This is a genomic window from Sulfitobacter aquimarinus (assembly GCF_040149565.1).
Lineage (GTDB): Bacteria > Pseudomonadota > Alphaproteobacteria > Rhodobacterales > Rhodobacteraceae > Sulfitobacter > Sulfitobacter aquimarinus.
This window is the reverse complement of sequence record NZ_JBEFLO010000001.1, coordinates 595,152-619,104: the sequence shown is the minus strand read 5'-3', so window position 1 is coordinate 619,104 and position 23,953 is coordinate 595,152. Positions and strand designations below refer to the sequence as shown.

Here is a 23,953-nt window from a genome sequence, read left to right as displayed (position 1 = left end):
AGGTTTTTGCGAATCTGGTTATTTCGCAATTTAGGGTGTCTGTCGATAAAGGGTTAGGGCCAGTTTTTAGGCCCAAATAACGCCAATTTATGCCATGATGGCAAGTTCGGATGCAAGCGCTTGCATGCCGCCCGCAATCCGGTTGGTCGGGATGGATGAATACCCGAGGCGGTAGAAGTTTCGCGGCGGCTCTGTGCCTCCGAAAAAGGAGTGGCCCGGCTCGATCAGGACCCCCTTGCTGCGCAACCGATTGCTCAGCGTATGGGTGTCCACATCTTCAGGCGCACGCATCCAGAAGGAAGAGCCGCCATGCGCGCCTTGGCCTGCGACTGTTAGGCCGTGTTGGTCGATGGTTTGCTCCATCAGGGTGCGGCGTTCATGCAGGGCGTTGCCCATGCGGCGGATCAGCGCGTCATAGTGCCCGAGCGACAGGAAATAGGCGGCAGTGCGTTGGATGTGCCCCGGCGGGTGGCGCAGCACCGAGGCCCGCAGCGCGCGTGCTTCGCGGATAAACGGCGCGGATCCGACAAGGTAGCCAAGCCGCAGCCCGGGAAAGAGCGATTTGGAGAAACTGCCCACATAAATCACCCGCCCATCGGTATCAAGAGATTTGAGCGCGGGGGAGGGCGGGCGCAGAAAGGATGTCTCGAATTCGTAGTCATCCTCGACGATCAGCGCGTCGATCTCGCGGGCGCGGGTCAATAGCTCGCGGCGGCGGGCCATGGGCATGGTTGCGTTGGTCGGACACTGGTGGCTGGGGGTGGTAAAAACCACATCCGTGTCGGGCGGGATCGCCTCGGGGGGGAGGCCGTCATGATCAACGCGGACAGGCGTCACATGGCAGCGCGACTGCACCAGAATATCGCGCAGTGCGTGATAGCAAGGATCTTCGAGCGCGGCGCGACGGCGTTGGGTCAGCAAGACCTGCGCCGTCAGCCACAGCGCGTTTTGCGCGCCCATGGTGATGAGAATTTGGTCGGGGGCGGCGCTGATACCGCGGCGGGGCAGGGTGTGGCGGGCGATAAATTCGATCAGCTGCGGGTCGTCCTGATCGTAGTAATCGCTGGTCATCGGATAAAAGTCGCGCTGCCCCAAAGCCTGCAATGCGCACAGTCGCCAGTTGGCGTGATCAAACAGCGTCTGATCCGCCTGACCATAGATAAACGGATAGCGATAGCTGGACCAATCGGCGGGTTTTGTGGGCGTGATGCCTCCGCTGAACCGCTGCCCGATGGCGCGGGTCCAGTCGACCGCGTCCAGCGTGTCGGGACTGGCGGTGAACGACGGCGGGCTGGGCGCGTTCTCGGACACGTAATAGCCGGAGCGGCCTTTGGACATCAGATAGTCATTCGCCAAAAGCTCGGTATAGGCGATGGTCACGGTGATCCGGCTGACGCCCAGATGCACCGCGAGTTTGCGGGTTGAGGGCAGTTTTTCACCGCGTTGAAAGCGGCCCGACAGAATGCCTTGGGCGATCATCTGCTGGATCTGCGATTGCAGGGTGCCTTGGGCATCAGGCGACAAAAAGAATGTTTCTACAGGAAGGGCCATGCTGCTGTCTATACTGGCATTATCCGCAGGTCAAACTGGCATTAAATCCGTGCGAATTAGCGGCCCTAGCCTACTCACCATATCTAAATGGAAATGAATTGTAAATCAATAATGAGACTATTGGTTTCAATTTTGCTGACCTAACGGATTGCGCAGCAAGCGTTAGGCCCGCACCCGCGGTCAGGCCGCTTGTTGTGCAGTGGAGCGTGCTTCTTGGACAGGTAAGGCTGGGCCGCGCTTGTTCCGCAGGGTCGACCCTGACTTTCGCAAGCACCACATTCCCCGCATTTATGCCATTCATGGGGTGAGGTCCCTAAAAACGGCACCGTTGATCAATAAACAGCGCAAATCCACTGCCGCCGTGAGTCAATGGAACTACCTCATCAGTTGGCATGAGGTTGCCTCCACATCCCGTCGACCCTTCTGAAAATTAACCAAGATCGCATTCGGACGCTTCTGTGCAGGGCTGGCGTGCCGCCTGCTGTGATGGTGTGGAAAGAGAGCTGTTTTGCCTCTTATATGAGGGGCTCACATGTGAAAGGCCCCGACAGATGCGGGGCCTTCGCTTTGCGTCTCGTCAGATGCGTCAGGCCAGAACGCGACCCAATGCGCCATCCACGGCGGCGATGATCTGGTTGATGTCGTCCTTGGTGCAGATCAGCGCGGGCGAGAAGCACAGCGTGTTGTTTTTACCCGGAAGCGAGCGGTTGGTCGCGCCGATAATCACGCCTTGCTGCATACAATCCGCGACAACAGCGCCGACCAGCTTTTCGGGCATGGGCTCTTTCGTGGCGCGGTCTGTGACCAGCTCGGCGCCAAGGAACAGGCCCTTGCCGCGCACTTGGCCGATGGCGCGGTGCTTGTCCGACAGCTCTTCGAGTTGCTCCAGCATATAGTCGCCCATGGCGGTGCAGTTGCCCAACAGGTTCTCACGTTCGATGATCTTCATGTTTTCGATCGCCGCTGCGGGGCCTGCGGTGCAGCCGCCAAAGGTCGAGATGTCGCGGAAGTAGTTGAGGTGGTCCGACGCGTCATCCTTGAACATGTCGAACACGGCCTCCGTGGTGACAAGGCAGCTGATCGCGGCATAGCCCGAGGCCACACCTTTGGCCATGCTGACCATGTCGGGCTTGATGCCGTAATGCTGATAGCCGAACCATTCGCCCGTACGGCCCACGCCGCAGACGACCTCGTCGATGTGCAGCAGGATGTCGTATTGGTCGCAAATCTCGCGGATACGCTCCCAATAGCCGTCGGGAGGGGTGATGACCCCGCCGCCTGCGGTCACAGGTTCAAGGCAGAGCGCGCCGACGGTGTCGGGGCCTTCGCGCAGGATGACCTTTTCAATCTCGTTTGCGGCCCAGACGCCGTAGTTTTCCTCGGGCGCGCCGTCTTGTTCGTGTTTGCGGTATTCAAGGCAGTGCGGCACGCGGATGAAGCCATCGGTGAAGGGGCCGTATTGCGCGTTCCGCTCGTCCTGACCGCCAGCCGACAGGCAAGCGATTGTCGTGCCGTGGTAGTCGCGGTCACGGTACAGGATCTTGTGCTTTTTCCCGCCATAGCGTTTGTGCGCGATCTGGCGGACCATCTTGAAGCCCTTCTCGTTCGCTTCGGACCCGGAGGAGGCATAGTAGACGCGGCTCATACCGGGCATCTTGTCGATCAGCATTTCAGAGAAGATCGCACCGGGGATAGAGCCTGCGGTGCCGCCAAAGAAGTTTAGCTTCACCAATTGGTCACGCACAGCGTCGGCAATTGATTCGCGGCCGTAACCTACGTTGACGGTCCAGACACCGCCTGCAACGGCGTCGATGTGCTCTTTGCCGTGCTGGTCCCAGACGCGCAGGCCCTTGCCCTCGACGATGATGCGTGGGTCGTTGGTTTCATAGGGTTTATGCTGGCTCAGGTGATGCCAAACATGGGCGCGATCCGCCTCGACAACGCGGGAGATGTCATTTTCATTGAATGTACCGTCCATGGTGGCGACCTTTCATAATGCAGTAAATTGGGAATTGAGCGGTGTGCGTTTGATGCGTCAGTATAGTTGACAGGGTTTTTGGGCTGGAAAATAGGGCCAGTAGGTGTGGTTAATTAAGGCCACATCCATGACAGAATGCCAAGAAGCGCGGATTTTCAAGCATTTTCTGCGCGATGCATGGGGGCATCCACCGCTTACTGGACTTACCGCGACCTTCAAACTGGTTATTTGAATCCCAACACGTGCCGCCAAGGTGGGCATTGCAGATCTTGGTGTTCGACGGGTTGGTCGGACTTTGTGCAAGCTGCATAAAAGACAGGGCGACATGCCCCTATAAAGATGGAAATCTATTGCAAGTATTGAAACCATCACACAGGGTATGCGCGTTGCGCGTTCAACGATACGCGACGCCCCGTTTTCGGGGTTAAACCAAAACAAAGGGAGAGATCACAATGATCAACAAAACAGTAAGCGCATTCGTCGCAGGTGCCGTCCTGTCGATGACAGGTGCCACCGCATTCGCAGACGGTCACGAAGAAATTACCGTCGCCTACTTCCTCGAATGGCCAATGCCATTCCAGTTCGCAAAAGTGAACGGCACCTATGAGGAAGCGCTGGGCAAGAAAATCAACTGGGTCAGCTTTGACAGCGGCGTTGCAATGTCTGCCGCCATGGCGTCCGGCGATGTTCAGATTTCCGTAAGCCAGGGTGTGCCGCCTTTCGTGGTCGCAACATCGGGTGGTCAGGATCTTCAGATCGTTGACGTAGCTGTGTCTTACTCCGAGAACGACAACTGCGTTGTCGCCTCCGGTCTGGAAATCGACAAAACCTCCGCAGCCGAGCTGGCAGGCAAGAAAGTCGCCGTGCCACTGGGCACCGCCGCACACTACGGCTTCCTCAAGCAGATGGACCACTTTGGCGTAGATGTTGCGGGCATGTCCGTCGTTGACATGGCGCCAGCCGAAGGCGCTGCCGCGCTTAGCCAGGGTGCCGTTGATATGGCCTGTGGTTGGGGTGGTGCGCTGCGCCGCATGAAAGAATCAGGCAACATCCTGCTGACCGGTGCCGAGAAAGAAGAGCTGGGCATTCTGGTGTTCGACGTGACATCCGCTTCCGCGTCCTATGTTTCTGAAAACGGTGACGAGTTGGCCAAGTTCCTCAAAGTCACGGCAGATGCGAACGCAATGTGGAATGCAGGCGGCGACGATGCCGCGAAAATGCTGCCGGTGATCGCAAAAGACGCAGGCATGGACGAAGCAGCGACCGCCGAAACGCTGGCCGGTTTCACCTTCCCGTCAATAGACGAGCAGCTGGGCGAGAAATGGCTCGGTGGCGGCAGCCAGTCCTTCATGGGCGGCGTGGCGCAGGTCTTTGTTGAAAGCGGCTCTATCGACGGCGCGCTCGACAGCTATGTCGGCACTGTGAACACAGATCCGCTGACAGCCGCAAAAGGCATGTAATCCGGCTTTCGGGTTCTATCCGGTCTGGCGCGCTGATGTGCGCCAGACCATTTTCCAAAAACGAGACGGAGTGAACTCCGTCCTACGCAGGCCGCAATCTGTGGCCAGAAAGCAGGGACATGTCCGGACTTTCCATTGACAAAATTTCGATGCGATTTGATTTGCCCGGTGGCGGATCGGTGCAGGCGCTAAAAGATGTCTCGCTTGACCTCAAAGCGGGCGAGTTGTTGAGCGTGCTTGGCCCGTCGGGCTGCGGCAAGACGACGTTGCTCAACATTGTTGCGGGGTTTCTGGCACCGACAGGCGGCGTGATGACCCTGAACGGCCATGAGATTAAAGGCCCCGATGCCGAACGCGGCATGGTGTTCCAGCAAGGGGCGCTGTTTGAATGGATGAGCGTGCGTGACAACGTGGGCTTTGGTCCCTCGATGAAGGGGATGCCCAAGGCAGATAAGGCCAAGACCGTGAACCATCTTCTGGACGTGGTGGGGTTGCAGGACTTCAAGGAAAAGGCGGTTTACGAACTGTCTGGCGGGATGCAGCAGCGCGTGGCTTTGGCCCGCTGTCTGGCAAATGACCCCGATGTGATTTTAATGGATGAGCCGCTGGGCGCGTTGGATGCGCTGACGCGTGAAAAGATGCAGTCGCTGGTTCTGAAGCTGTGGAAAGAAACGGGCAAGACGATCATCCTGATCACCCACTCCGTTGAGGAGGCGCTGCTGTTGGGCGAACGTCTGATCGTGATGGCTCCGCGTCCTGGTCGCATCCACAAAGAATACCGCCTGCCCTTTGCAGAGCTTGGCGTGAACTCGGACCTGCGCGAGGTCAAGAAACACCCTGACTTTGCCATCAAGCGTGAGGAAATTCTGGGCATGATCTGGGATATGGAAGAAGAGATTATGGGCCGCACGGAGGAAAGCGCATGACCGGTATCATTCTGCTGGCGGTCTATGCTGGTATTTTTGCGGTTGCCGCATTCATCTTTACGCGGATCGGCGTCAAGAAAGACGGCTATACCGCGCTGAAAACAGTGACGTTTGGTGATGAGAGCGCTGTGCGCCCCAATCGCGCGGCGGGCATTATCTCGATCGCGACGCTGTTTTTGCTCTGGGGGATGTTTACGGGGTCTTCCCTCATCCCAAGCTTTTTGCATGCGCCTGCGCCGTTCAAGGGCGAGACGTCGTTTGAATATACCGTTGAGGCGAACGGCGAGACGGATACCGCAATCGTAAGCGTTCTGGTGCATGGTCGTGAAGAATCGCCCGCAGCCCCCGAGGTTGCGCCGGGCGAAGGCTTTGCCAAGAACGATAGCATCAAGGTCGCGCAGTACCGCAGCCAGTTGGTGTCGTTCGACAAGAACGACGACTTCAAAAAGGCGGACGGCGCCAAAGTGATCGCAATCAACGGCACCAAAGTCGCGCCGGGCAGCACGGTCGAAATCGCTGGCGGTTCTGTCACGATTTCGGATAAGGGCACGCCTAACTTCTCGCCCGACAACGGCTTGCAGATGGAACCGCTGTATCTGCCCTCCCCCGAAGCGGTGATTGAGCGGTCGGGCAAGGTTCTTGAGGAGGGGTTCCGCGGGACATCGCTGCTGGGGCACCTTGGCTGGTCGCTTTTCCGCGTTGTTGCGGGCTTTGTATGTGGTGCGGTTGTGGGGATTCCACTGGGCTATGCCATGGGGCTGAGCAATTGGTTCCGTGGTTGGTTTGACCCGATTGTGGAATTCATGCGCCCCGTGCCACCGCTTGCGCTGATCCCGCTGGTGATCATCTGGGCGGGTATTGGCGAGACGGGCAAGATTATCCTGCTGTTCCTTGCGGCCCTTTGGATCATGGCGATTGCGGCGCGGTCTGGCGTGTCGGGGGTGAATATCTCCAAGGTGCATGCGGCCTATTCGCTGGGCGCCAGCAAGTGGCAGATCATGCGGCATGTCATCATCCCCAACTCGCTGCCCGAGATTTTTACGGGCGCACGCGTGGCGATGGGCGTCTGCTGGGGCACTGTTGTTGCGGCTGAACTGGTCGCGGCGGAGCAGGGGGCCGGCATGATGATCATGGTCGCCTCCAAGTTCCAGAATACGGATATCGTGATTTTGGGTATCATCCTGATCGGCGTTATTGGTTTCGGCATTGATATGTTGATGCGCGGCGCCGAGCGGATTTTGGTGCCGTGGAAGGGCAAAGGGTAGCCCGACCTTCGGTCGGCAAACGCTCTGGTGGAGCGTTTGTACCCGTTGCGGGCGGAGCCTTACTGCGCATACAAAAAAGGCCAGAGCATTATGCTCTGGCCTTTTTTAGTCACCAACATCCACGTTAGACGCGATTTTTTCGAAAAAAATCGGCCGGGATTTTTGAAAATTCCGATCCCCGCCGCAGATGTTTTTACTTCTTCGGGCCTTTTGGTTTGCTTGGCCGTGCATCGCCGCCGCGTTGGGCGATCGGCTTGCCACCTTTCTTTGCCTTACCCGGAGGAGTAAAGCGTTTGGAGGTGTCTGACGCACGTTTAAAGCCGCCCTCGGGCTTTGCATCCCGTGCAGGTGCCGCGTCTTTGGACGGTTTTTTCCAGACTGCTTTTGCGCCTGATTTGGGCTTTGCACCTGCGTCTTTGGGCTTGTCGTTCCATGCGGGTTTTGACTTGGGCTTGTCGCCCGCTTTCATCGGCGAACGATCCGTCTTGTGAGACTTTGGCGGGCGGGTCGCATCGCGTTTGGATTTTGCGGGGGCCGATGTGCGTGGCTTGGGCGCTGCCGCAGGTGCGTCGTCACGCGGCGGGCGTGGCTTGCGAGCGGGCTTTGGCGCATCGGGATCATAGGCTGGCTTGCCACGGTGTGGCGGTTTGGGGCCACGGTCGGGGCCTTTTCCCTTGTTCTCGGGGCGTCCAGTGCGGGGACCAAACTCCGGCACGCCGTCAAGGCGGGTCAGGGTCACGCCGTCTTCGGCCTTCATATCCGCGCCAAGGGCACCGACCAGTTTTCCAACCGCGCCTTCGGCCACTTCCACGTAGGAGTGGCGCGGTTGTACGCGGATCGCCCCAATGTCGTCGCGGGTCAGATCGCCCACGCGGCACAGCATCGGCAGCAACGTGCGCGGCTCTGCCCCGTCATTGCGGCCCGTTGAAACAGTGAACCAGACGGATTTACCGAACTCGGCCCGTGGGGCGGCTTCCTTGCCATCACCGGGGGTGGACAGCTCTTCGGGGGCAGACCCACGCGAGCGGTGCAGGTTCACAAAGGCGGTGGCCAACTGCTCGGGTGTGTATTGCTCGACCAGTTTGCCGACAAATTCCACGGCATCTTCTGGGGCAGGGGTGCTCCATGCGTCGTCGTTCAGCAGGCGCTCTTGATCCGCTGCGTTCACCTCGGCAGCCGAGGGCGGCAGCGCCCATTCGGCCTTCAGCTTGGCCCAGCCCATCAGGCGCGTCGCCTTCGAGCGCATCTTGGGCGGTACGATCAACGCGGAGACACCTTTGCGCCCCGCACGCCCCGTCCGACCCGAGCGGTGCAGCAGCGTGTCCGCGTTGGTCGGCAGATCGGCGTGGATCACCAGCTCCAGATTGGGCAGGTCGATCCCGCGTGCGGCCACATCAGTCGCTACACAGACACGCGCACGCCCGTCGCGCAAAGATTGCAGGGCGTTTGTCCGCTCAGATTGCGTCAATTCACCCGACAGGGCCACGACCGAGAAGTTGCGGTTCGTCAGGCGTGAGGTCAATCGCGCCACAGCGGCACGTGTGTTGCAGAAGACGATGGCGTTCTTCGCCTCGTAAAAGCGCAGGATGTTCAGGATCGCGTTTTCCGTATCCCGCGGGTTCACCGTCAGGGCGCGGTATTCGATGTCAGAGTGCTGTTTGCCGTCCGACACAACCGACACGCGCTGTGCGTCGCGCTGATAGCTCTGTGCAAGTTTCGCAATCGCCGCAGGCACCGTGGCCGAGAACATCAGCGTGCGGCGGCTTTCGGGCGATTCGCCCAAGATGAATTCCAGATCCTCGCGAAAGCCGAGGTCGAGCATTTCGTCCGCTTCATCCAGCACCACGGCACGCAGATCGGCCAGATCAATGTTGTTGCGTTTGATGTGGTCGCAAAGGCGCCCCGGTGTGGCGACGACGATATGCGCCCCACGGTCCAGTGCGCGCCGCTCGGTCCGGGTGTCCATGCCGCCAACGCAGGTGGTCACGATGGCGCCGGCCTTGCCGTATAGCCACGTCAGCTCGCGGCTGACCTGCATGGCCAGCTCGCGCGTGGGCGCGATGACAAGCGCCAGAGGCGCGCCTGCACGGGGGAAATGTGTCTGGTCGCCCAGCAGCGTGGGCGCGATGGCAAGGCCAAAGGCCACCGTCTTGCCTGAGCCGGTCTGCGCCGAAACCAGAAGGTCTGCGCCGTCAAGTTCAGGCGCGATAACGGCCTCCTGAACGGGTGTCATTTTGTCATAGCCTTGGGCGGCCAGTGCGTCTGCGATCGTTTGAATCAAGGGATTTTTCCTGAGCGGATGTATAAGAGTTGGCCAGCCCCTACTGTGTTGTGCCCCGTTTGTATATGGGCGATTTCGCGCAGGCAGGGGTGCGCGTGGCGCAGGGCTGGCGGTTTTGCGGGTGCGAGGCTGCATAAAAAGGGGGTGTCAAAAAGAGGGGTTTCATATAGAACAAAAGAAGAACAAAATGGGGGAATGTATGATGAGCGATTCTTCTGGTGCGCAGTTGGTGAAGCTGGATGTGGCACGGGGCAAGGCAGATATGCCGGACCTTGGCACGCCGGTGCCTGTGCTCAAGGATGCGTTGTTGGCGCAGCCTTTCGATGCTGCCGCGACGGCTTTTGTACTGGGCTGTTTGCCGCGCAGCAAGCTGCCGGTGCTCTGGGTGCAGGACCGCGCCTCACGGCTGGAAAACGGGCGCGTTTACGGCCCCGCGCTGCAAGGCGTGCAACTGCTGCGCGTCGAGGTGAGCCATGCCCGCGATGTCCTTTGGGCGATGGAGGAAGGGGCGGCTTGTGCGGGCCTCTCTGCTGTGGTGGGCGAAGTACACGGTGCGCCACCCGTGCTGGATTTCACCGCGACCAAGCGGCTCGCGATGCGGGCGGAGGCGTCGGGCGTGCCTGTCTGGTTGATCCGCTCTGGCGCGGTCGAAGGGTTGTCGGCAGCCCGCGAACGCTGGCGCATAGGCTCCTTACCCTCAGAGACGCATCCCCACAACGCAGCCGCCCCCGGTGCGCCGGTGTGGGAGGCAGAGCTGTTTCGCGCACGCGGGCGCAGCCCCGGCACATGGGCAGTGTCCCATGACGATGCAGGGCACGGCGGCGGAGGCCAGAATAATCTCCGTTTTCTTCCCCGATCTGGCGATGGACCGCTGGAGGCGGATCACCGCCGCGCAGCGCACGCTGCCGGATGAGGCGGTGCCTGTGGTGCTGGCCGCTACGGGGGCGCACGGGCCTGTTGTGCATGCCGTGAACGCGGCGGGCAGTGGGCGTGGGATCACGGTAGGCGCACGCGTGGTTGATGTGCAGGCGATCCACCCTGATCTGCATGTGGAGCAAGCGGACCCGCAGGGCGATGTTGCTTTGCTGGAGCGGGTCGCACTTTGGGCGCGGCGCTGGTGCCCGTGGACGGTGGCCGAGGCGGACGGCATTGTGATGGACGTGCGCGGTGCGGCGCATCTGTTTGGCGGCGAGGCGCAGATGTTGCGCGACATGCACACGCGGTTTGTGATGCAGGGGCTGGGGGCGCGGTTGGCGTTGGCCCCCACACGCGGTGCGGCGCAGATGCTGGCGCGCTTTGGCGCACAAGGCGTGATTTGCGGGCCCGAGGATGTGGCGGATGCCTTGGCACCGCTGCCTGTGGTGGCCCTTCGTTTACCATCTGCAACGGTGCGGCTGCTTGAGCGGTTGGGCCTCAAGACGATTGGCGCGTTGGCGGATGTGCCGCGGGTCGGGCTGATGCGGCGGTTTGCGGGGCTGGCAGAGGCAGTCAATCCGCTGGTGTTGCTGGACCGTGCGCTGGGCCGCAGCGCCGACCCGTTGGACGCCCCGCCAGAGGCCGCGCATTGGATCGCCCGTGCGCGGATGGCCGAGCCTGTGATTGATCCCGTGCCGTGGCTGGAAGGGTTGTCGGAGGATCTGGCCGCGCAGCTGGCGGGGGCAGAATTGGGCGCACGACGGTTGCGGCTCACGATCTACCGCGTGGACGGGGAGTGGCGTTTCCGCGATGTCTCGACCGCCCGCGCCAGCCGTGATCCTGCGCATTTCATGCGGCTGGTTGCGCGTAAGCTGGAGGGGATCGATCCGGGCTTTGGCTTTGACCTGATGACGCTGGAGGCGCTGCGGGTTGAGCCGCTGTCGCTGCATCAGGACCGTCTGGACGGGGCGCGGGATGCAGGCGCGGATGTGGCCGCGCTGCTGGATCGGCTGACGGCAAAGCTGGGGCCGTCCAAGGTGACATGGGCTGCTTGGGTGCACAGCCACAAGCCCGAGCGGGTAGAGACGCGGGTGCCGGTGCTGGCTGGCGGGGCTGTCGATATGCTGGTGCTGCCAAGGGAACGCCCTTTGCGGTTGTTTGATCCAGCCGAGGAGATTGTGGTGCTTTACGCGGTGCCCGAAGGGCCGCCAGCACGGTTTTCATGGCGCAGGGTGGCGTTTTTGATGACGCGCTTCGAGGGGCCGGAGCGGATCGCGCCCGAGTGGTGGCGCGACCGTGCAGGCACGCGGCTGCGGGATTACTATAAAGTCGAGGTGACGGATGGGCGGCGGTTCTGGTTGTTTCGCGACGGCATCGTGGGCGATGCGCGGGGCGGTGATCCGCGGTGGTTTGTGCAAGGCGTGTTCGCCTGACGGCGCGCGCGTCCCGCGACGCCCCGCCCGCCGTCCCATTGTGCGCACCACCCGAACGAAGAGCGTTTTGCAAACGGGCCGCAGGCCTGTTTGAGCGATGAGTGTGATGACAGATGCCACAACAAGACGGACATAAACGCCGCGAGATCGAGGAAGGCGAAGACCCGTTCCACCGCAACCCGCCCGGTGCCTATGTCGAGCTTGGGTTGGCCACCTGCTTTTCCTTTCTGCGGGCTTCGTCTGATGCTGTGGACCTGTCGGTCACCGCCAATCTGCTGGGCTATGACGCAATCGGAGTTGCGGACCATAACACGCTTGCGGGTGTGGTGCGCCTCCATACCGAAGCACGCACGGCCAAGCTGCGCCCGCTTATCGGCGCGCGTCTGGTGCTGCTGTGCGGGGCCGAGTTTCTGGCCTATCCCCGCGACCGCGACGCCTATGCGCGTCTCAGCACTTTGCTCTCCAAAGGCAAGATGACGGACGCACATGGCGGCTGGCAAGCCAAGGGCGAGACGCATCTCACGCTTGAGATGCTGAGTGCGTGTAGCGAGGGCATCCAGTTGATCGCCATGCCGCCCGCCAATCTGGATGTATTCGCGGCGGGCCTTGGCCGTCTGTGCAACGCGCTGCCGACCCTGCGCCACATCGGGGTTGCCTATCTGTATCATGGGGATGACGTAGCGCGGATCAACCGGCTGGACCGCATCGCACGGGCGCATGGGCTGGGGATCCTTGCGACCAATGACGTGCTCTATCACACGCCCGCCCGCCGCCCGTTGCAGGATGTGATGACCTGCATCCGCCACGGCAAAACGATCGACACGGCGGGCTTCCTGCTGGAGGCCAACGCCGAGCGCTACCTCAAACCGCCCGCCGAGATGTGCCGCCTGTTCGCCCCTTGGCCCCACGCCATCCGCGCCACGCGGGAGGTGGCGGATGCCTGTGTCTTCAGCCTTGATGATCTGCGATACGAATACCCGCATGAGATTGTGCCCGAGGGCCGCAGCCCGATGGAGGAGCTGGAGCGGCTGACGTGGGAAGGGGCTGCGTGGCGCTACCCCGACGGCGTGACCGACCGTGTCAAAGCGATCATCGAGAAGGAATTCGACCTGATCCGCTCCAAGAAAATTGCGCGGTATTTCCTGACCATCAACGACATCGTCCGCTTCGCCCGTGAGGAGGCCAGCCCGCCGATCCTGTGTCAGGGTCGCGGGTCGGCCGCGAACTCGGTTGTGTGTTTCTGCCTTGGTATCACTGCCGTTGATCCCGAAGAGCATGACGTGCTGTTCGAGCGGTTTCTAAGCGAGGAACGCGACGAGCCGCCCGACATCGACGTGGATTTCGAGCATGAGCGCCGCGAGGAAGTCATCCAGTATATGTACGCCAAATACGGCCGCGACCGCGCGGGCCTTTGTGCCACCGTCATCCACTACCGTCCGCGCAGCGCCATCCGTGAGGTCGGCAAGGCCATGGGCTTGAGCGAGGATGTGACCAGCAAGCTGGCCAGCACAGTTTGGGGCAGTTTCGAGGGGCAGATGGGCGATGACCGCGTCAAGGACGCAGGCATGGATCTGTCGGATCCCTACCTGCGCCGTGTCATTGCGCTGGCGCGGCAAATGACGGGAATGCCGCGGCATCTGAGCCAGCACGTCGGCGGGTTCATCCTGACCGAACGCCCCCTGACCGAGATGGTGCCCATCGGCAATGGCGCCATGGCGGACCGCAGTTTTATCGAGTGGGACAAGGATGACATCGACGCATTGGGCATTTTCAAGGTTGATATTCTGGCGTTGGGGATGCTGACCTGCATCGCGAAAGTCTTTGACCTGTTGGGCGCACATTACGGGGTGAAGCATGATCTGGCGAGCGTGCCAAGCGACGACGAAGACACCTATGACATGCTGTGCGCGGGCGACAGTCTGGGCGTGTTTCAGGTGGAAAGCCGTGCGCAAATGGCGATGCTGCCCAAGCTGCGCCCGCGCCGTTTCTATGATCTGGTGATCGAGGTCGCCATCGTGCGCCCCGGCCCTATTCAGGGCGATATGGTGCATCCTTATTTGCGGCGTCGTCAGGGGATCGAGGGGGTCAGCTATCCCGCGCCTGGGCCGGAGTATCCGCAGGATGAGTTGCTGCGCATTCTGGGCCGCACCCTTGGTGTGCCGATCTTTCAGGAACAGGCGATGAAGATCGCGATTGATGCAGCACGGTTCAGCCCCAAGGAGGCGAACGAGCTGCGAAAGGCAATGGCGACCTTCCGCTCGCGCGGGACGATCGAGCTGTTGCAGCAAAAGATGGTCGGGCGGATGACCGAGCGCGGCTATGATCGCGACTTTGCCGAGCGGTGTTTTAACCAGATCAAGGGCTTTGGCGATTACGGGTTTCCCGAAAGCCACGCGGCGAGTTTCGCCAAGCTGGTTTATGTATCGAGCTGGATGAAGTGCCACTATCCAGCGGCTTTTGCCTGTGCGTTGCTCAACAGCCAGCCGATGGGGTTTTATGCCCCCGCGCAGATTGTGCGCGATGCCCGCGAGCACGGGGTCGAGGTGCGGGGCGTAGATGTGAATTATTCAGATTGGGATTGCACGTTGGAGCCCTGCGGGGCCGGGTTCGCTCTTCGCTTGGGATTGCGGCAGGTGGACGGGATGCAGCGCGAGGCCGCTCATCGCTTGGTCTCGGCGCGGGATGCTCCGTTTGTGGATGTGGGGGATGTGAAGGCGCGGGGGCGGTTGGACCGTGGTATCACGGGCAAACTGGCCGCGGCGGATGCCTTCAGGTCATGCGGAATAGACCGACGGCAAGCCCTTTGGCAGGCGCAAGGGCTGCGCGATGCGCCCGCACTTGCGCTCTTTGACCACGCGCAGACCAAGGGCGAGGGGGCAGAGCCCGAGGTTGCCCTGCCCGCCATGGCGCAGGCCGAGCATGTGGTGGCCGATTACCAAACCCTGCGCCTTTCACTCAAGGCGCATCCGATGGCGTTTTTCCGCAGCAGTTTGCGGAGCCAGGGGTTCTCCAGCAGTCACAACCTGATCCACATGGCGCACGGGCAGCGGGTGTCATTGGCGGGGCTGGTGCTGGTGCGGCAAAAGCCGGGCAGTGCCAAGGGCGTGTGTTTCATCACGCTGGAGGATGAGGACGGCGTGGCCAATCTGGTGATCTGGCCCAAGATGTTTGAGCACTACCGCGCCCTGATCATGACCGCCCGCCTACTGGTGGTGCATGGGCGGGTGCAGACCGATGGCCGCGTTATCCATGTGGTGGCCGACCGGCTGGAGAACCGGACCGAGCGGCTGGACACACTGGCCGACGACAAGGTGCCCGCGACGGATGTGCGCGGGGATCATGTGACCCATGCGCTGCCCTCTCAGGTAGGGGGCGGGCGGCGGCATCCGCGTGATGTGCGGGTGATACCCAAATCTCGTGATTTTCACTGACGCGATGCTGCGCTAAGGTATCCGAAACAACCGACAGGCACCTGAATGACCAACCCGCTTTACGACACGATGTTCGCTCCGCACGCAGGGCAGGAGACGCCGTTTCTGCATCTGCCGGATGGCAGCACGGTGACACATGCCGCTTTTATCAACCGCGCCGCACAGCTGGCCCATGCCTTGCAAGGCTACGGCGTGCGGGCGGGGGACCGTGTCGCTGTACAGGTCGGCAAATGCCCCGACATGCTGGCGCTTTATGCCGCTTGCGCACAGACAGGCGCGATTTTCCTGCCGCTCAACACCGCCTATACCGCGGCCGAGCTTTCCTATTTCGTGAGCGACAGTGGCGCGGCCTTGCTGGTCGGCGACCCTGCCCGCAGGGGCGAGTTGGAGGGCGTGGCCCACGCGGCGGGGGCGGCATTTGCCACGCTGGATGCCCAAGGCGGTAGCCTGTCCGACAGCGCCGATACGCAAGCCACACAGTTCGACACGGTCGCGCGGCACCGCGATGATCTGGCCGCTTTTCTCTATACCTCTGGCACCACGGGCCGCTCCAAGGGTGCGATGCTGAGCCAGCAAAACCTGATCTCGAATGCGCAGACGCTGACCGAGTTATGGCAGTTTACCCGCGATGACGTGCTGCTGCACGCGCTGCCGATTTTTCACACCCATGGCTTGTTTGTGGCGACCAATGTGATGCTGATCGCGGGCGGAGCAATGGTGTTCATGCCGAAGCTCGACACCGACCAGCTGATTGACGCAATGCCGCGTGCGACCTCGATGATGGGGGTGCCGACGTTCTACACCCGCTTGCTGGATGATCCGCGGTTTGACCGCGCCTGCACCGCGAATATGCGGCTGTTTATCTCTGGCTCTGCCCCTTTGCTGGCCGCGACCCATGTCGCCTTTGAGGAGCGGACCGGCCACCGTATTCTGGAACGCTATGGCATGACGGAAACGAATATGAACACCTCCAACCCCTACGCGGGAGAACGGCGTGCAGGCACAGTGGGTCTGCCCCTGCCGGATGTCGAATTGCGCATCGCGGATGCAGACGGAAGCGAGCTGCCGCGTGGCGAGACAGGCGTGGTCGAGGTGCGCGGCCCGAACGTGTTCCAAGGCTATTGGAACATGCCCGAGAAGACCGAGGAAGATATGCGCCCCGACGGGTTCTTTATCACCGGTGATCTGGGCGTGCAGGATGCCGACGGCTATGTCACAATCGTCGGGCGCGGCAAGGATATGATCATCTCGGGCGGGTACAACATCTACCCCAAAGAGCTGGAGTTGCTGCTGGATGCGCAACCCGGCGTGCTGGAAAGTGCCGTGATCGGCGTGGCGCATGCCGATATGGGCGAGGTCCCCTTGGCCGTGCTGGTGCAAGGCGACGGCCCGCAGATTGACGTGGCCGCGATCGAGGCCGCGATGGCCACCGCCGTGGCGCGGTTCAAACAGCCGCGCAGCTACCGTGTGGTAGATGCCTTGCCCCGCAACACGATGGGCAAAGTGCAAAAGGTCGCCCTGCGCAAGGAATACGGCACATGATTGATCCGGCCAAGCAAGCCTTCCTGACAGAGCTGTTCGAGGCGGCAGTCACCGCCGCTGACGCCCGCGCAGCCTTGGCCGCGAACCTACCCGCACGGCCAAAGGGGCGCACGGTTGTCATCGGCGCGGGCAAAGGCGCGGCACAGCTTGCCGCCGCGTTCGAGGACCTGTGGGGTGCGCCCGTCGAAGGTGTCGTCGTGACGCGCTATGGCTACAGCTGCCCGACCCGCTCCATCCGCGTGATGGAGGCGGCGCATCCCGTGCCCGACGCCGCTGGATTGGCTGCAAGCAAAGCGTTGTTTGACGCAGTCGCGGGGCTCGGCCCTGACGATCTGGTGGTGGCGCTTGTGTGTGGTGGTGGCTCTGCCCTGTTGCCCAGCCCGCCCGAGGGGTTGTCTTTGGAGGATGAGCAGGCGCTGAACGAGGCGCTGCTGGCCAGTGGCGCGCCCATCGGTGTGATGAATGCGATCCGCAAACACGCCAGCGGGATCAAGGGCGGCCGCCTTGCCGCCGCTGCCCATCCTGCACGGGTGGTGAGCCTTGTCGTCTCGGACGTGCCGGGGGATGATCCTGCGCAGGTGGCCTCTGGCCCCACGGTACCTGACGGGGTCACGCTGGCGGACGCGCGGGCGTTGATCGCGGCGCGGGGCATCGCGGTGCCGCCGCAGGTGTTAGCCGCTCTTGCCGATGCGCCGGACCCGCAAGACCCGGTGTTTGCGCATAACGAAGTCCACGTCATTGCCTCTGCCCGATTGTCGTTGGAGGCCGCCGCCGCCAAGGCGCAGGCCGCAGGTTGGCCCGCTGTGATCCTGTCTGACGCGATCGAGGGCGAGGCCGAAGTCATCGGCCAGATGCACGCCGCCATCGCCCGCGAAGTCATCGCCCAAGGCCGCCCGTTCAAAGCGCCGCTGGTGATCCTGTCAGGCGGGGAAACCACCGTCACCCTGCGCCACAAGGACGGGCGCGGCGGGCGCAATACCGCCTTCTTGCTGGGGTTCGCCCAACAGATCGACGGGGTAGCGGGGATCACCGCCCTTGCCGCTGACACGGACGGCATCGACGGGTCCGAGGATAACGCGGGCGCTTTCGCTGATCACAGCACAGCGGCGGTAATGCGGGCGGCGGGGGTGGACCCCGCAGATGCGCTGCGCCGCAATGATGCGTGGGGCGCGTTTGATGTGGTGGGTGCGATCTTTAAACCCGGTCCCACAGGCACCAACGTCAACGACTTCCGTGCGATCCTGATCGACGGTTAGCCGAGGGGCCAAGCGAGCGCGCCGTCCAAGGCTGCAAACTTGCCCGGCAGATCAATCATATCGGCTTGAAATTGCGCGATATTCGGAGCGGCGATGCCCCCTGCCATGGGGTATGAAGCACGGGACCACGGCTTCGCGGCGTGCGCCTCTGGCAAAGTTGTTGTGGTGCGGATCTAGGGTTGTGTGCGGGCGGCTTTGCGCCATTGGGATGGTGTCTGCCCCGTGACGCGGGAAAATTCGCGGTTGAAGTTGGATTTGGTGGCAAAGCCCACGTCCAGCGAGATACCCAGAACGGTGTCATCTGTATCGCGCAGCAGGGTGCAGGCGTCTTCGATGCGGTAGGTGTTCACGAATTGCGACACGCTCATCTGTCGGGTTTTGTTCACCGCATTCGATACGTGGCGGTCGGGTACGCCCAATCTGCGGGCAAGGCGGCGCAGGCTCAGGTCTTCGGTTTTGTGCAGCCCGTCACGGGTGAACAGCTTCTCCAGCCGCCGCATGATAACCTCGTCTTCCTGGGTGGTGCGGGGGGGCTGGGGCGCATCGGGCAGGTCCTTGTCGCCATGGTCTGCGGCTTTGCCAAAAAGGGCTGCGGTGCCGATGATAAGGATCAGCGCCGTTTGCGCAAAGCTGAGCAACAGGCCCGCGCTGCGCCCTTGGTTGGTGATGAAATCGTAGACAACGTAGATGTCGACCGCGGCAGAGGTGAGAAGTGCTGCGCCGGTCAGCCCCATCGCGGTCAGCGTCCCTTGCGCGCTGCCAAAGGGCGACAGGGTCAGTTGATCTGCACCGCGCCGATAAAGCATCAGCAGCAGGATGCCGAAGGCCAGATACGTCCCGATGATCATAGGATCGGCCAGTTCCGGTGCAGCGGCAAAAACGACCCAATTCGCGGCAACAACCGCCGAAGGCCAAAGCCGCAGACCCGTCTGGCGACCCGATAGCGCCTTATAGGCAATATAGGCCACTGCGGGCAGCAACGGGGCCAGTAGGGCCATCGGGGTGGCCAGTGCCTCCAGACCATACCCCCAGCGCAAAGACACCAGTAGCGATTGCACCGCATACAGCCCGATCAGGGCGGCGAACCGCAGATGCGGCAGCACGCGCATGTCACGTTGGGTGACAAAACGGATGAAAACGCCAGCCAGACAGAACGCGGCGAATAGGGGCAGGGGGACAAATACCATGACAGCGCTTTGATCGTTTCAGATGGGGCGACGGTATCCTTGAACGCGTATCAGGACGACCTTAATCGCGTTTCAGGACGCATGTTTCCGCGCTGCGTGACCCATCTGGCGGCATAACTTCATCAACGCAAGACGGAGGACGGACATGTCCAGACTTACAACCACATTCAAAGCGATTGCCTGCATCGGCGTATTGGGCCTGTCCGGCTGGGGCGCCTACGAGGTCTTGCGCCCCTCCTATGAGGGCAGCGCGGGCATCACCTATGGCGCAGCCTATGCACCTGACCGTGACCGCGACGTTGATTTCCACATCTGGTATCCCGCCACGTCAGGGGGCAAAGCGATCATCGTCGGCGGGAACGGCGTCTTTCATGGCACCCCCGCAGGCCGTCGTGCGCCGCACCAGCAGGGGCAATTCCCGCTGGTTGTGATGTCCCATGGTGCGGGCGGCAATGCAGGGCAGTTCGGCTGGATCGCGTCCGAGCTGGCGCAGGCTGGCTTTGTTGTTGTCTTGCCCAACCACCCCGGTACGACCACCGGCAACGCCTCGGCCGAGGCGGCGGTGCGGGTGTGGGAGCGGCCCAAAGACATCACCGCCGTTCTGGACGAGATTACGGCCAGCGCAGCCGCCTATCCCTTCATCGACACGGGCCGCATTTCGATGCTGGGGTTTTCGGCAGGGGGCTATACCGCGATGGCGTTGTCGGGGGCGCGGGTGGAACCTGATCGGTTGCAAGGGTTCTGCGACGAGACAGATCACGGCATGTCGGACTGTGCCTTCCTTGCGCATTTCGGCGTGGATTTGCACGCGATGGATTTGTCACCTGCGGCGCAGGATTTGCGCGATCCGCGTATCTCGAACGCGGTGATCGTTGACCCCGGTATTGTCAGCACCTTGACCGACGAAAGCCTCGCGGCAATCGACATCCCCGTTTTGATGATCAACCTCGGCGACGAGGACAAAGTGCCCGCGGGGGTTTATGCCCGCCCTGCGGCGGAGCAGATCGCGCAGGCGACCTATCGCATTGTGCCCGACGCCACGCACTTCAGCTTTTTGGCGCGGTGCAAGCCTGCGGGTGCGCGGATATTGGAAAACGAAGGAGAGCTGGACCCGCTGTGCGATGATGCAGGAGGCCAGTCGCGTCTGGATATTCACACCACGCTGGTCGGGCAGATCACGCAATATTTGCAGGCCGCTGTCGCGCAGTGACGCCAAAACAATGAAGGAGCCACTGCGGTACGACGCGGTGGCCCCTTTCGCATGTGCAAGTCTGCACGCGCCTATGTGATTTTGCGAAACGTCACTTCGAACGGCGCTGGGGTAAGAAAGGGCATTTGGGTGATCGCGGGCAACGTCTGTTGGTTGGTCTCCAGCCTGTGATGGCGCAGACTTCCCGCTATGATCGCCATCAATTGCTGCATCGCCATGCCTTGCGCCACGCAGTTGCGCGGCCCGTGTCCGAACGGGGCAAAGGAAGGGGAGCGCACAAGCGTGCCGTCCAGAAACCTTGTCGGATCAAATCTGTCGGGGTCGGTGAAGACGGCGGGATCACGGTGCATGTTGTAGAACGAATTGAAAACGTAGGTGCCCTTTGGCAGTTGGTGCCCCGCCAGTTCGACCCGCTTTTGCAAGACGCGTGGCTGATTGGCTGGCGCGGGCGGGCGCATACGCAACACCTCGCAGAGTGTCGCATTCAACAGCGCACAGCCGTGCAGGTCGCTAGCCTGTGATCCCTTTTGTGATAGCTCGGTTCTGATCTGGTTTTGCAGATCGGGGTGCTGCGCCAGAAAGGCCAAGACCCACGCAGCGGCGGCGGCGATGTTGTCTTGGGCACCCATCAAAAGCCCCACCAGAATGCTGTGCATCTCATCATCGTTGGAGGTGATGAAGTCGCCGTTCACATAGTGGTTCATCAAGCCATCGTTGGGGGCGTTGCTGGCACGCAGCGCATCGACGGCGTTTTGCACAATCGGGAAGACTTCGTTTTTGCGGCGGGTCAGTTCGCCGCGCCACGGGGCTTGCATCCAGTCGGGGCGCGCAAACAGCTGGCCAGACTCTACATTAAAGCGGTCAGCGGCGGCTTTGCTGAACGCGATCTGTTTGGCCGCTTCCTCCAGCGAAATCGCACGGCCCAGAATACCGCGGCTGGAGGTCACGGCCGCCAGCCGTCTTGCAATCGTCAGGGCCTGCTGCGGGGTGGCGGGCAGCCCTGTGATGTAGTCCTGCGTGACGGCGACTTGCCCCGCGCAGGAGGCTTCGACAGCGCTGCGCGAAAACAGGTTGTTGGCTTCTTTGCGTTTGGTGCGCCATGCCTCCCCGTGGGCGGTGGCCACGCTTTGACCTGCGGCAAACAAAAAGGTCTGGATCTGCGATGGCGATTTCCCCAACGCATCGGTGTTGCGCACAAACAGCTCGCGGTTCAGCGTGCTGTCGCTGATGAAGGCAAGGTTCACCATCCCCGCGAACATCCGCCAATGAACCAGATCGCCGTGGCGTGCCTGCACCTTGGACATTGTTCCGATATAGTCCTGTGGCAGGTCCCGCAGGAATTTGCGTAGGGGCCAGCCAAAGGCGTTTCCGGTAAGGACGTTAAAGCGCATTGGACAAAACCGATCTGACGATAAGCTGGTGAAATGGCGTGATGAGGGTGATGTAGCACCGCCCGAAAGTGTTGTGCCGCTGGACCAGCGTGGTGGCGCGGATGCGGTTTGTGCCTGCCGTCTGATGCCTGTCAACGACGATTCGAAAATCCAGATGCCTGTCATCCAGCCCCAGCACGATCTGTGTGTCGGTCTCGTGCAGGATCGGGAAGATCCCGATGCAGCCTGATTGGGGCGCAGCATCTTGCAGGCCGTCGGGCTTTAACCCGAAGGGGGCGACCACAATATTGCGGAGCCACAGCAACCCTTTGGCCCAGCGGGGCATGGTCCCGATTGTCTGCTGCGCAAGCGATCGCATGTCGGCGAAACTCCGCGATGTCTTTATCTCATAGGCATCGGCCCAATTCGCGTCGGGGAGGTGTGGGTCAGGTAAATGCGTGGCTACTGCAACAGGACCTGCGGTTTGGGAAGGGGTGTCAGACATGGGCGTGACCTTTCGCGTGTTGCACGCAATCTGGCATATCAAGGGCAGGCACTATAGAAGGAATGCGTCATCTGTTTAGAAAGGTGCCGCAGTGCCAGCGCATAGCGAATTGATACTCCCGCCCAGAAAACTCGCGAGTTGTGTTGTCGGCGGGGTGGTGCGCGACACGCGCGGCACGCAGTTGTCTGACGCGGACCGGATGAACTTTTTCCCTGCATCGCCATTGTTCACTGTGACGGTCACACTGGTGGGGCAGCTACAGATCGCGCCAAGGATCATGCCCCTTGATGCGTTGCACGACCTGCCCGTCGCACCCCGTCATCTGTTTATGCTCCCGCAAAGCACCCCTCAAACGAGTTTGAACGCAGGGCCGGTATGCGCCCTGATAATCGCGTTTTTTCCCGATGCATGGCAACGGTTGGGGGGCGCGTTGGATGGCACGCCGCCTGACTTGCTGCACGCCCCCCTGTCGTTGCTTGAAGGGTTTCCGCTGGCGGAGGCATGGCCAAAGTTCTGGGACGCGCTGGCGTGCCTTTGGACACAAAGCGCGGGCAAGCGTCAGGCAGCAGATTGGCGCGGCTCGGATCGGCTGAAGGATTGGACCTATCATCTTTTGGGGCAGTTGGCGCAAACGGGCGCGGGGCGCGGGGCGCGGTCTGCGCACGGCGCAACGGCGGCTGGAGCGCTGGACCGGCACGAATCGCCAGACGCTGGAATTTTTCGCCAAGGTCGAGGAAGTGCACAGGCTCGTCACGACAGAGCAGGCGACCACGCCTGCCGAGCTGGCTGTTGATGCGGGATTCGCGGATCAGTCCCCCATGGGACGCGCGCTCAAACGTGCAACGGGGTTCTCTCCGGTTTGTCTGAACCGAAAGATCACAACCGAGGAGCCGTTCTGGTGCTATCGCGTGATGGGGCAGCGTTTCTGACGCAAAGGGCGCCCGTTTCGTTGAAATATCGGGGGCGGTCCGGCGTGGCACCAGTGCGGCGCAAAGTACCTGTCCGAGCGTTCTATCAATGGATTTAGAAGAACGCTTGGTGGAGCATAGCGGGATCGAACCGCTGACCTCCTGCATGCCATGCAGGCGCTCTCCCAGCTGAGCTAATGCCCCAAATCACGCAAGCGTGGATTGGTTGCCCCGTGAGGGGCCTGAGGTCGGCACCGAAGTACCGTTGCGCCGTGTACTAGGCACAAGCGGCGGCGGGATCAAGCATAAAACGCATCCCCGCCGCCACCGTTTTTACGAATCGTCGTCTTCCGATGCCACATCCGCAATTTCTTCAAGCGGAACAGTGTCATCATCGTCTTCGTCGTCGTCCAGCAGATCGTCATCCAGATCTACGTCAACGTCTTCGTCATCCACCAGATCGTCTTCGTCTTTGACTTCGGTGGCTTTTGCTTTGGTTGTTGCAGCGTCTTCGGCGTCAGCGGCGATCATACGTGACTTGGACTGATCGACCTCAACCACTTCGCCCGTGTAGGGGCTGATGATCGGGTCTTTGTTCAGGTCATAGAAACGCTTGCCCGTGGTGGGGCACAGGCGCTTGGTTCCCCATTCTTCGTTGGGCATGTATTTCCCCTTTGATACTTGGTGTTGTGACAGGATGATGAGTATTTTGTTTCAGGGGCAATTGACATATGC

Annotated in this window: 18 protein-coding genes and 1 tRNA gene; 11 read left to right on the top strand and 8 right to left on the bottom strand. The window is 61.5% G+C overall.

Going from position 1 to position 23,953, the window contains the following annotated elements; genetic code table 11:
- Positions 1-87 precede the first annotated feature (87 nt).
- Both pdxR and ABMC88_RS03265 read right to left on the bottom strand, forming a co-directional pair.
- Complete coding sequence (pdxR, locus tag ABMC88_RS03270; RefSeq protein WP_349575388.1) at positions 88-1,551, bottom strand: MocR-like pyridoxine biosynthesis transcription factor PdxR; 1,464 nt, start codon at positions 1,549-1,551, stop codon at positions 88-90.
- A 586-nt stretch (positions 1,552-2,137) separates the two neighbouring features.
- Positions 2,138-3,529: an aminotransferase family protein gene (locus ABMC88_RS03265; RefSeq protein WP_349575387.1), complete on the bottom strand. Its 1,392-nt coding sequence runs from the start codon at positions 3,527-3,529 to the stop codon at positions 2,138-2,140.
- Between the two features lie 452 nt (positions 3,530-3,981).
- Here ABMC88_RS03265 and ABMC88_RS03260 point away from each other — a divergent pair, with 452 nt between their 5' ends.
- The 3 genes from ABMC88_RS03260 to ABMC88_RS03250 all read left to right on the top strand — a co-directional run bounded on the left by ABMC88_RS03260 (position 3,982) and on the right by ABMC88_RS03250 (position 7,180).
- Entirely contained in the window at positions 3,982-4,989 is a 1,008-nt protein-coding gene (locus tag ABMC88_RS03260; RefSeq protein ID WP_349575386.1) for a taurine ABC transporter substrate-binding protein, read from the top strand.
- Between the two features lie 119 nt (positions 4,990-5,108).
- On the top strand, positions 5,109-5,915 hold the full coding sequence (locus ABMC88_RS03255) for a taurine ABC transporter ATP-binding protein (protein ID WP_349575385.1): 807 nt from the start codon (positions 5,109-5,111) through the stop codon (positions 5,913-5,915).
- 5 nt (positions 5,916-5,920) lie between these two features.
- On the top strand, positions 5,921-7,180 hold the full coding sequence (locus ABMC88_RS03250) for an ABC transporter permease (protein WP_349575564.1): 1,260 nt from the start codon (positions 5,921-5,923) through the stop codon (positions 7,178-7,180).
- A 193-nt stretch (positions 7,181-7,373) separates the two neighbouring features.
- Here ABMC88_RS03250 and ABMC88_RS03245 read toward each other — a convergent pair whose 3' ends face one another.
- Complete coding sequence (locus ABMC88_RS03245) at positions 7,374-9,461, bottom strand: DEAD/DEAH box helicase (RefSeq protein ID WP_349575384.1); 2,088 nt, start codon at positions 9,459-9,461, stop codon at positions 7,374-7,376.
- A gap of 199 nt (positions 9,462-9,660) precedes the next feature.
- Between ABMC88_RS03245 and ABMC88_RS03240 the strand changes: the two genes are divergently transcribed.
- From ABMC88_RS03240 to ABMC88_RS03220, 5 genes are all read left to right on the top strand, one after another.
- Positions 9,661-10,374, top strand: a complete 714-nt coding sequence (locus tag ABMC88_RS03240; protein WP_349575383.1) for an ImuA family protein — start codon at positions 9,661-9,663, stop codon at positions 10,372-10,374.
- Complete coding sequence (locus tag ABMC88_RS03235; RefSeq protein WP_349575382.1) at positions 10,262-11,809, top strand: Y-family DNA polymerase; 1,548 nt, start codon at positions 10,262-10,264, stop codon at positions 11,807-11,809. The genes ABMC88_RS03240 and ABMC88_RS03235 overlap by 113 nt, the downstream gene beginning before the upstream one ends.
- Before the next feature lie 113 nt (positions 11,810-11,922).
- Positions 11,923-15,240: an error-prone DNA polymerase gene (locus ABMC88_RS03230; RefSeq protein WP_349575381.1), complete on the top strand. Its 3,318-nt coding sequence runs from the start codon at positions 11,923-11,925 to the stop codon at positions 15,238-15,240.
- Between the two features lie 45 nt (positions 15,241-15,285).
- Positions 15,286-16,782 carry a malonate--CoA ligase gene (locus ABMC88_RS03225; RefSeq protein ID WP_349575380.1) on the top strand — a complete coding sequence of 499 codons (1,497 nt, stop codon included), beginning with the start codon at positions 15,286-15,288 and terminating at the stop codon, positions 16,780-16,782.
- Positions 16,779-18,038 (top strand): glycerate kinase type-2 family protein, encoded by a 1,260-nt coding sequence (locus tag ABMC88_RS03220; RefSeq protein ID WP_349575379.1) that lies wholly within the window; start codon positions 16,779-16,781, stop codon positions 18,036-18,038. Before ABMC88_RS03225 ends, ABMC88_RS03220 begins: the two co-directional genes overlap by 4 nt.
- Before the next feature lie 173 nt (positions 18,039-18,211).
- On the opposite strand, the gene ABMC88_RS03215 is transcribed toward ABMC88_RS03220, so the two are convergent.
- On the bottom strand, positions 18,212-19,225 hold the full coding sequence (locus ABMC88_RS03215) for a helix-turn-helix domain-containing protein (protein WP_349575378.1): 1,014 nt from the start codon (positions 19,223-19,225) through the stop codon (positions 18,212-18,214).
- A gap of 145 nt (positions 19,226-19,370) precedes the next feature.
- Here ABMC88_RS03215 and ABMC88_RS03210 point away from each other — a divergent pair, with 145 nt between their 5' ends.
- Complete coding sequence (locus ABMC88_RS03210) at positions 19,371-20,435, top strand: alpha/beta hydrolase family protein (RefSeq protein ID WP_349575377.1); 1,065 nt, start codon at positions 19,371-19,373, stop codon at positions 20,433-20,435.
- A gap of 71 nt (positions 20,436-20,506) precedes the next feature.
- Here ABMC88_RS03210 and ABMC88_RS03205 read toward each other — a convergent pair whose 3' ends face one another.
- Positions 20,507-21,826 carry a cytochrome P450 gene (locus tag ABMC88_RS03205; RefSeq protein WP_349575376.1) on the bottom strand — a complete coding sequence of 440 codons (1,320 nt, stop codon included), beginning with the start codon at positions 21,824-21,826 and terminating at the stop codon, positions 20,507-20,509.
- A complete protein-coding gene (locus tag ABMC88_RS03200; RefSeq protein ID WP_349575375.1) occupies positions 21,816-22,310 on the bottom strand; it encodes a DUF2867 domain-containing protein in 495 nt (164 codons plus the stop codon). Before ABMC88_RS03200 ends, ABMC88_RS03205 begins: the two co-directional genes overlap by 11 nt.
- Positions 22,311-22,467: 157 nt before the next feature.
- On the opposite strand from ABMC88_RS03200, the gene ABMC88_RS03195 reads away from it, so the two are divergent.
- Positions 22,468-23,103: a hypothetical protein gene (locus ABMC88_RS03195; protein ID WP_349575374.1), complete on the top strand. Its 636-nt coding sequence runs from the start codon at positions 22,468-22,470 to the stop codon at positions 23,101-23,103.
- Positions 22,988-23,239 carry a helix-turn-helix domain-containing protein gene (locus ABMC88_RS18510; RefSeq protein ID WP_439655569.1) on the top strand — a complete coding sequence of 84 codons (252 nt, stop codon included), beginning with the start codon at positions 22,988-22,990 and terminating at the stop codon, positions 23,237-23,239. The genes ABMC88_RS03195 and ABMC88_RS18510 overlap by 116 nt, the downstream gene beginning before the upstream one ends.
- A gap of 107 nt (positions 23,240-23,346) precedes the next feature.
- Here ABMC88_RS18510 and ABMC88_RS03190 read toward each other — a convergent pair.
- Together ABMC88_RS03190 and ABMC88_RS03185 are read right to left on the bottom strand one after the other, a co-directional pair.
- Positions 23,347-23,422: transfer RNA gene (locus tag ABMC88_RS03190), tRNA-Ala, on the bottom strand.
- 129 nt (positions 23,423-23,551) lie between these two features.
- On the bottom strand, positions 23,552-23,881 hold the full coding sequence (locus ABMC88_RS03185) for a TIGR02300 family protein (protein WP_349575373.1): 330 nt from the start codon (positions 23,879-23,881) through the stop codon (positions 23,552-23,554).
- Positions 23,882-23,953 lie beyond the last annotated feature (72 nt).

Coding starts and splice junctions, on each gene's coding strand:
- ABMC88_RS03210 (WP_349575377.1), top strand. CDS start 19,371: ATGTCCAGACTTACAACCACATTCAAAGCGATTGCCTGCATCGGCGTA.
- ABMC88_RS03255 (WP_349575385.1), top strand. CDS start 5,109: ATGTCCGGACTTTCCATTGACAAAATTTCGATGCGATTTGATTTGCCC.
- ABMC88_RS03260 (WP_349575386.1), top strand. CDS start 3,982: ATGATCAACAAAACAGTAAGCGCATTCGTCGCAGGTGCCGTCCTGTCG.
- ABMC88_RS03200 (WP_349575375.1), bottom strand. CDS start 22,310: ATGTCTGACACCCCTTCCCAAACCGCAGGTCCTGTTGCAGTAGCCACG.
- ABMC88_RS03220 (WP_349575379.1), top strand. CDS start 16,779: ATGATTGATCCGGCCAAGCAAGCCTTCCTGACAGAGCTGTTCGAGGCG.
- ABMC88_RS03265 (WP_349575387.1), bottom strand. CDS start 3,529: ATGGACGGTACATTCAATGAAAATGACATCTCCCGCGTTGTCGAGGCG.
- ABMC88_RS03225 (WP_349575380.1), top strand. CDS start 15,286: ATGACCAACCCGCTTTACGACACGATGTTCGCTCCGCACGCAGGGCAG.
- ABMC88_RS03215 (WP_349575378.1), bottom strand. CDS start 19,225: ATGGTATTTGTCCCCCTGCCCCTATTCGCCGCGTTCTGTCTGGCTGGC.
- pdxR (WP_349575388.1), bottom strand. CDS start 1,551: ATGGCCCTTCCTGTAGAAACATTCTTTTTGTCGCCTGATGCCCAAGGC.
- ABMC88_RS03235 (WP_349575382.1), top strand. CDS start 10,262: ATGACGATGCAGGGCACGGCGGCGGAGGCCAGAATAATCTCCGTTTTC.
- ABMC88_RS03240 (WP_349575383.1), top strand. CDS start 9,661: ATGATGAGCGATTCTTCTGGTGCGCAGTTGGTGAAGCTGGATGTGGCA.
- ABMC88_RS03205 (WP_349575376.1), bottom strand. CDS start 21,826: ATGCGCTTTAACGTCCTTACCGGAAACGCCTTTGGCTGGCCCCTACGC.
- ABMC88_RS03230 (WP_349575381.1), top strand. CDS start 11,923: ATGCCACAACAAGACGGACATAAACGCCGCGAGATCGAGGAAGGCGAA.
- ABMC88_RS03185 (WP_349575373.1), bottom strand. CDS start 23,881: ATGCCCAACGAAGAATGGGGAACCAAGCGCCTGTGCCCCACCACGGGC.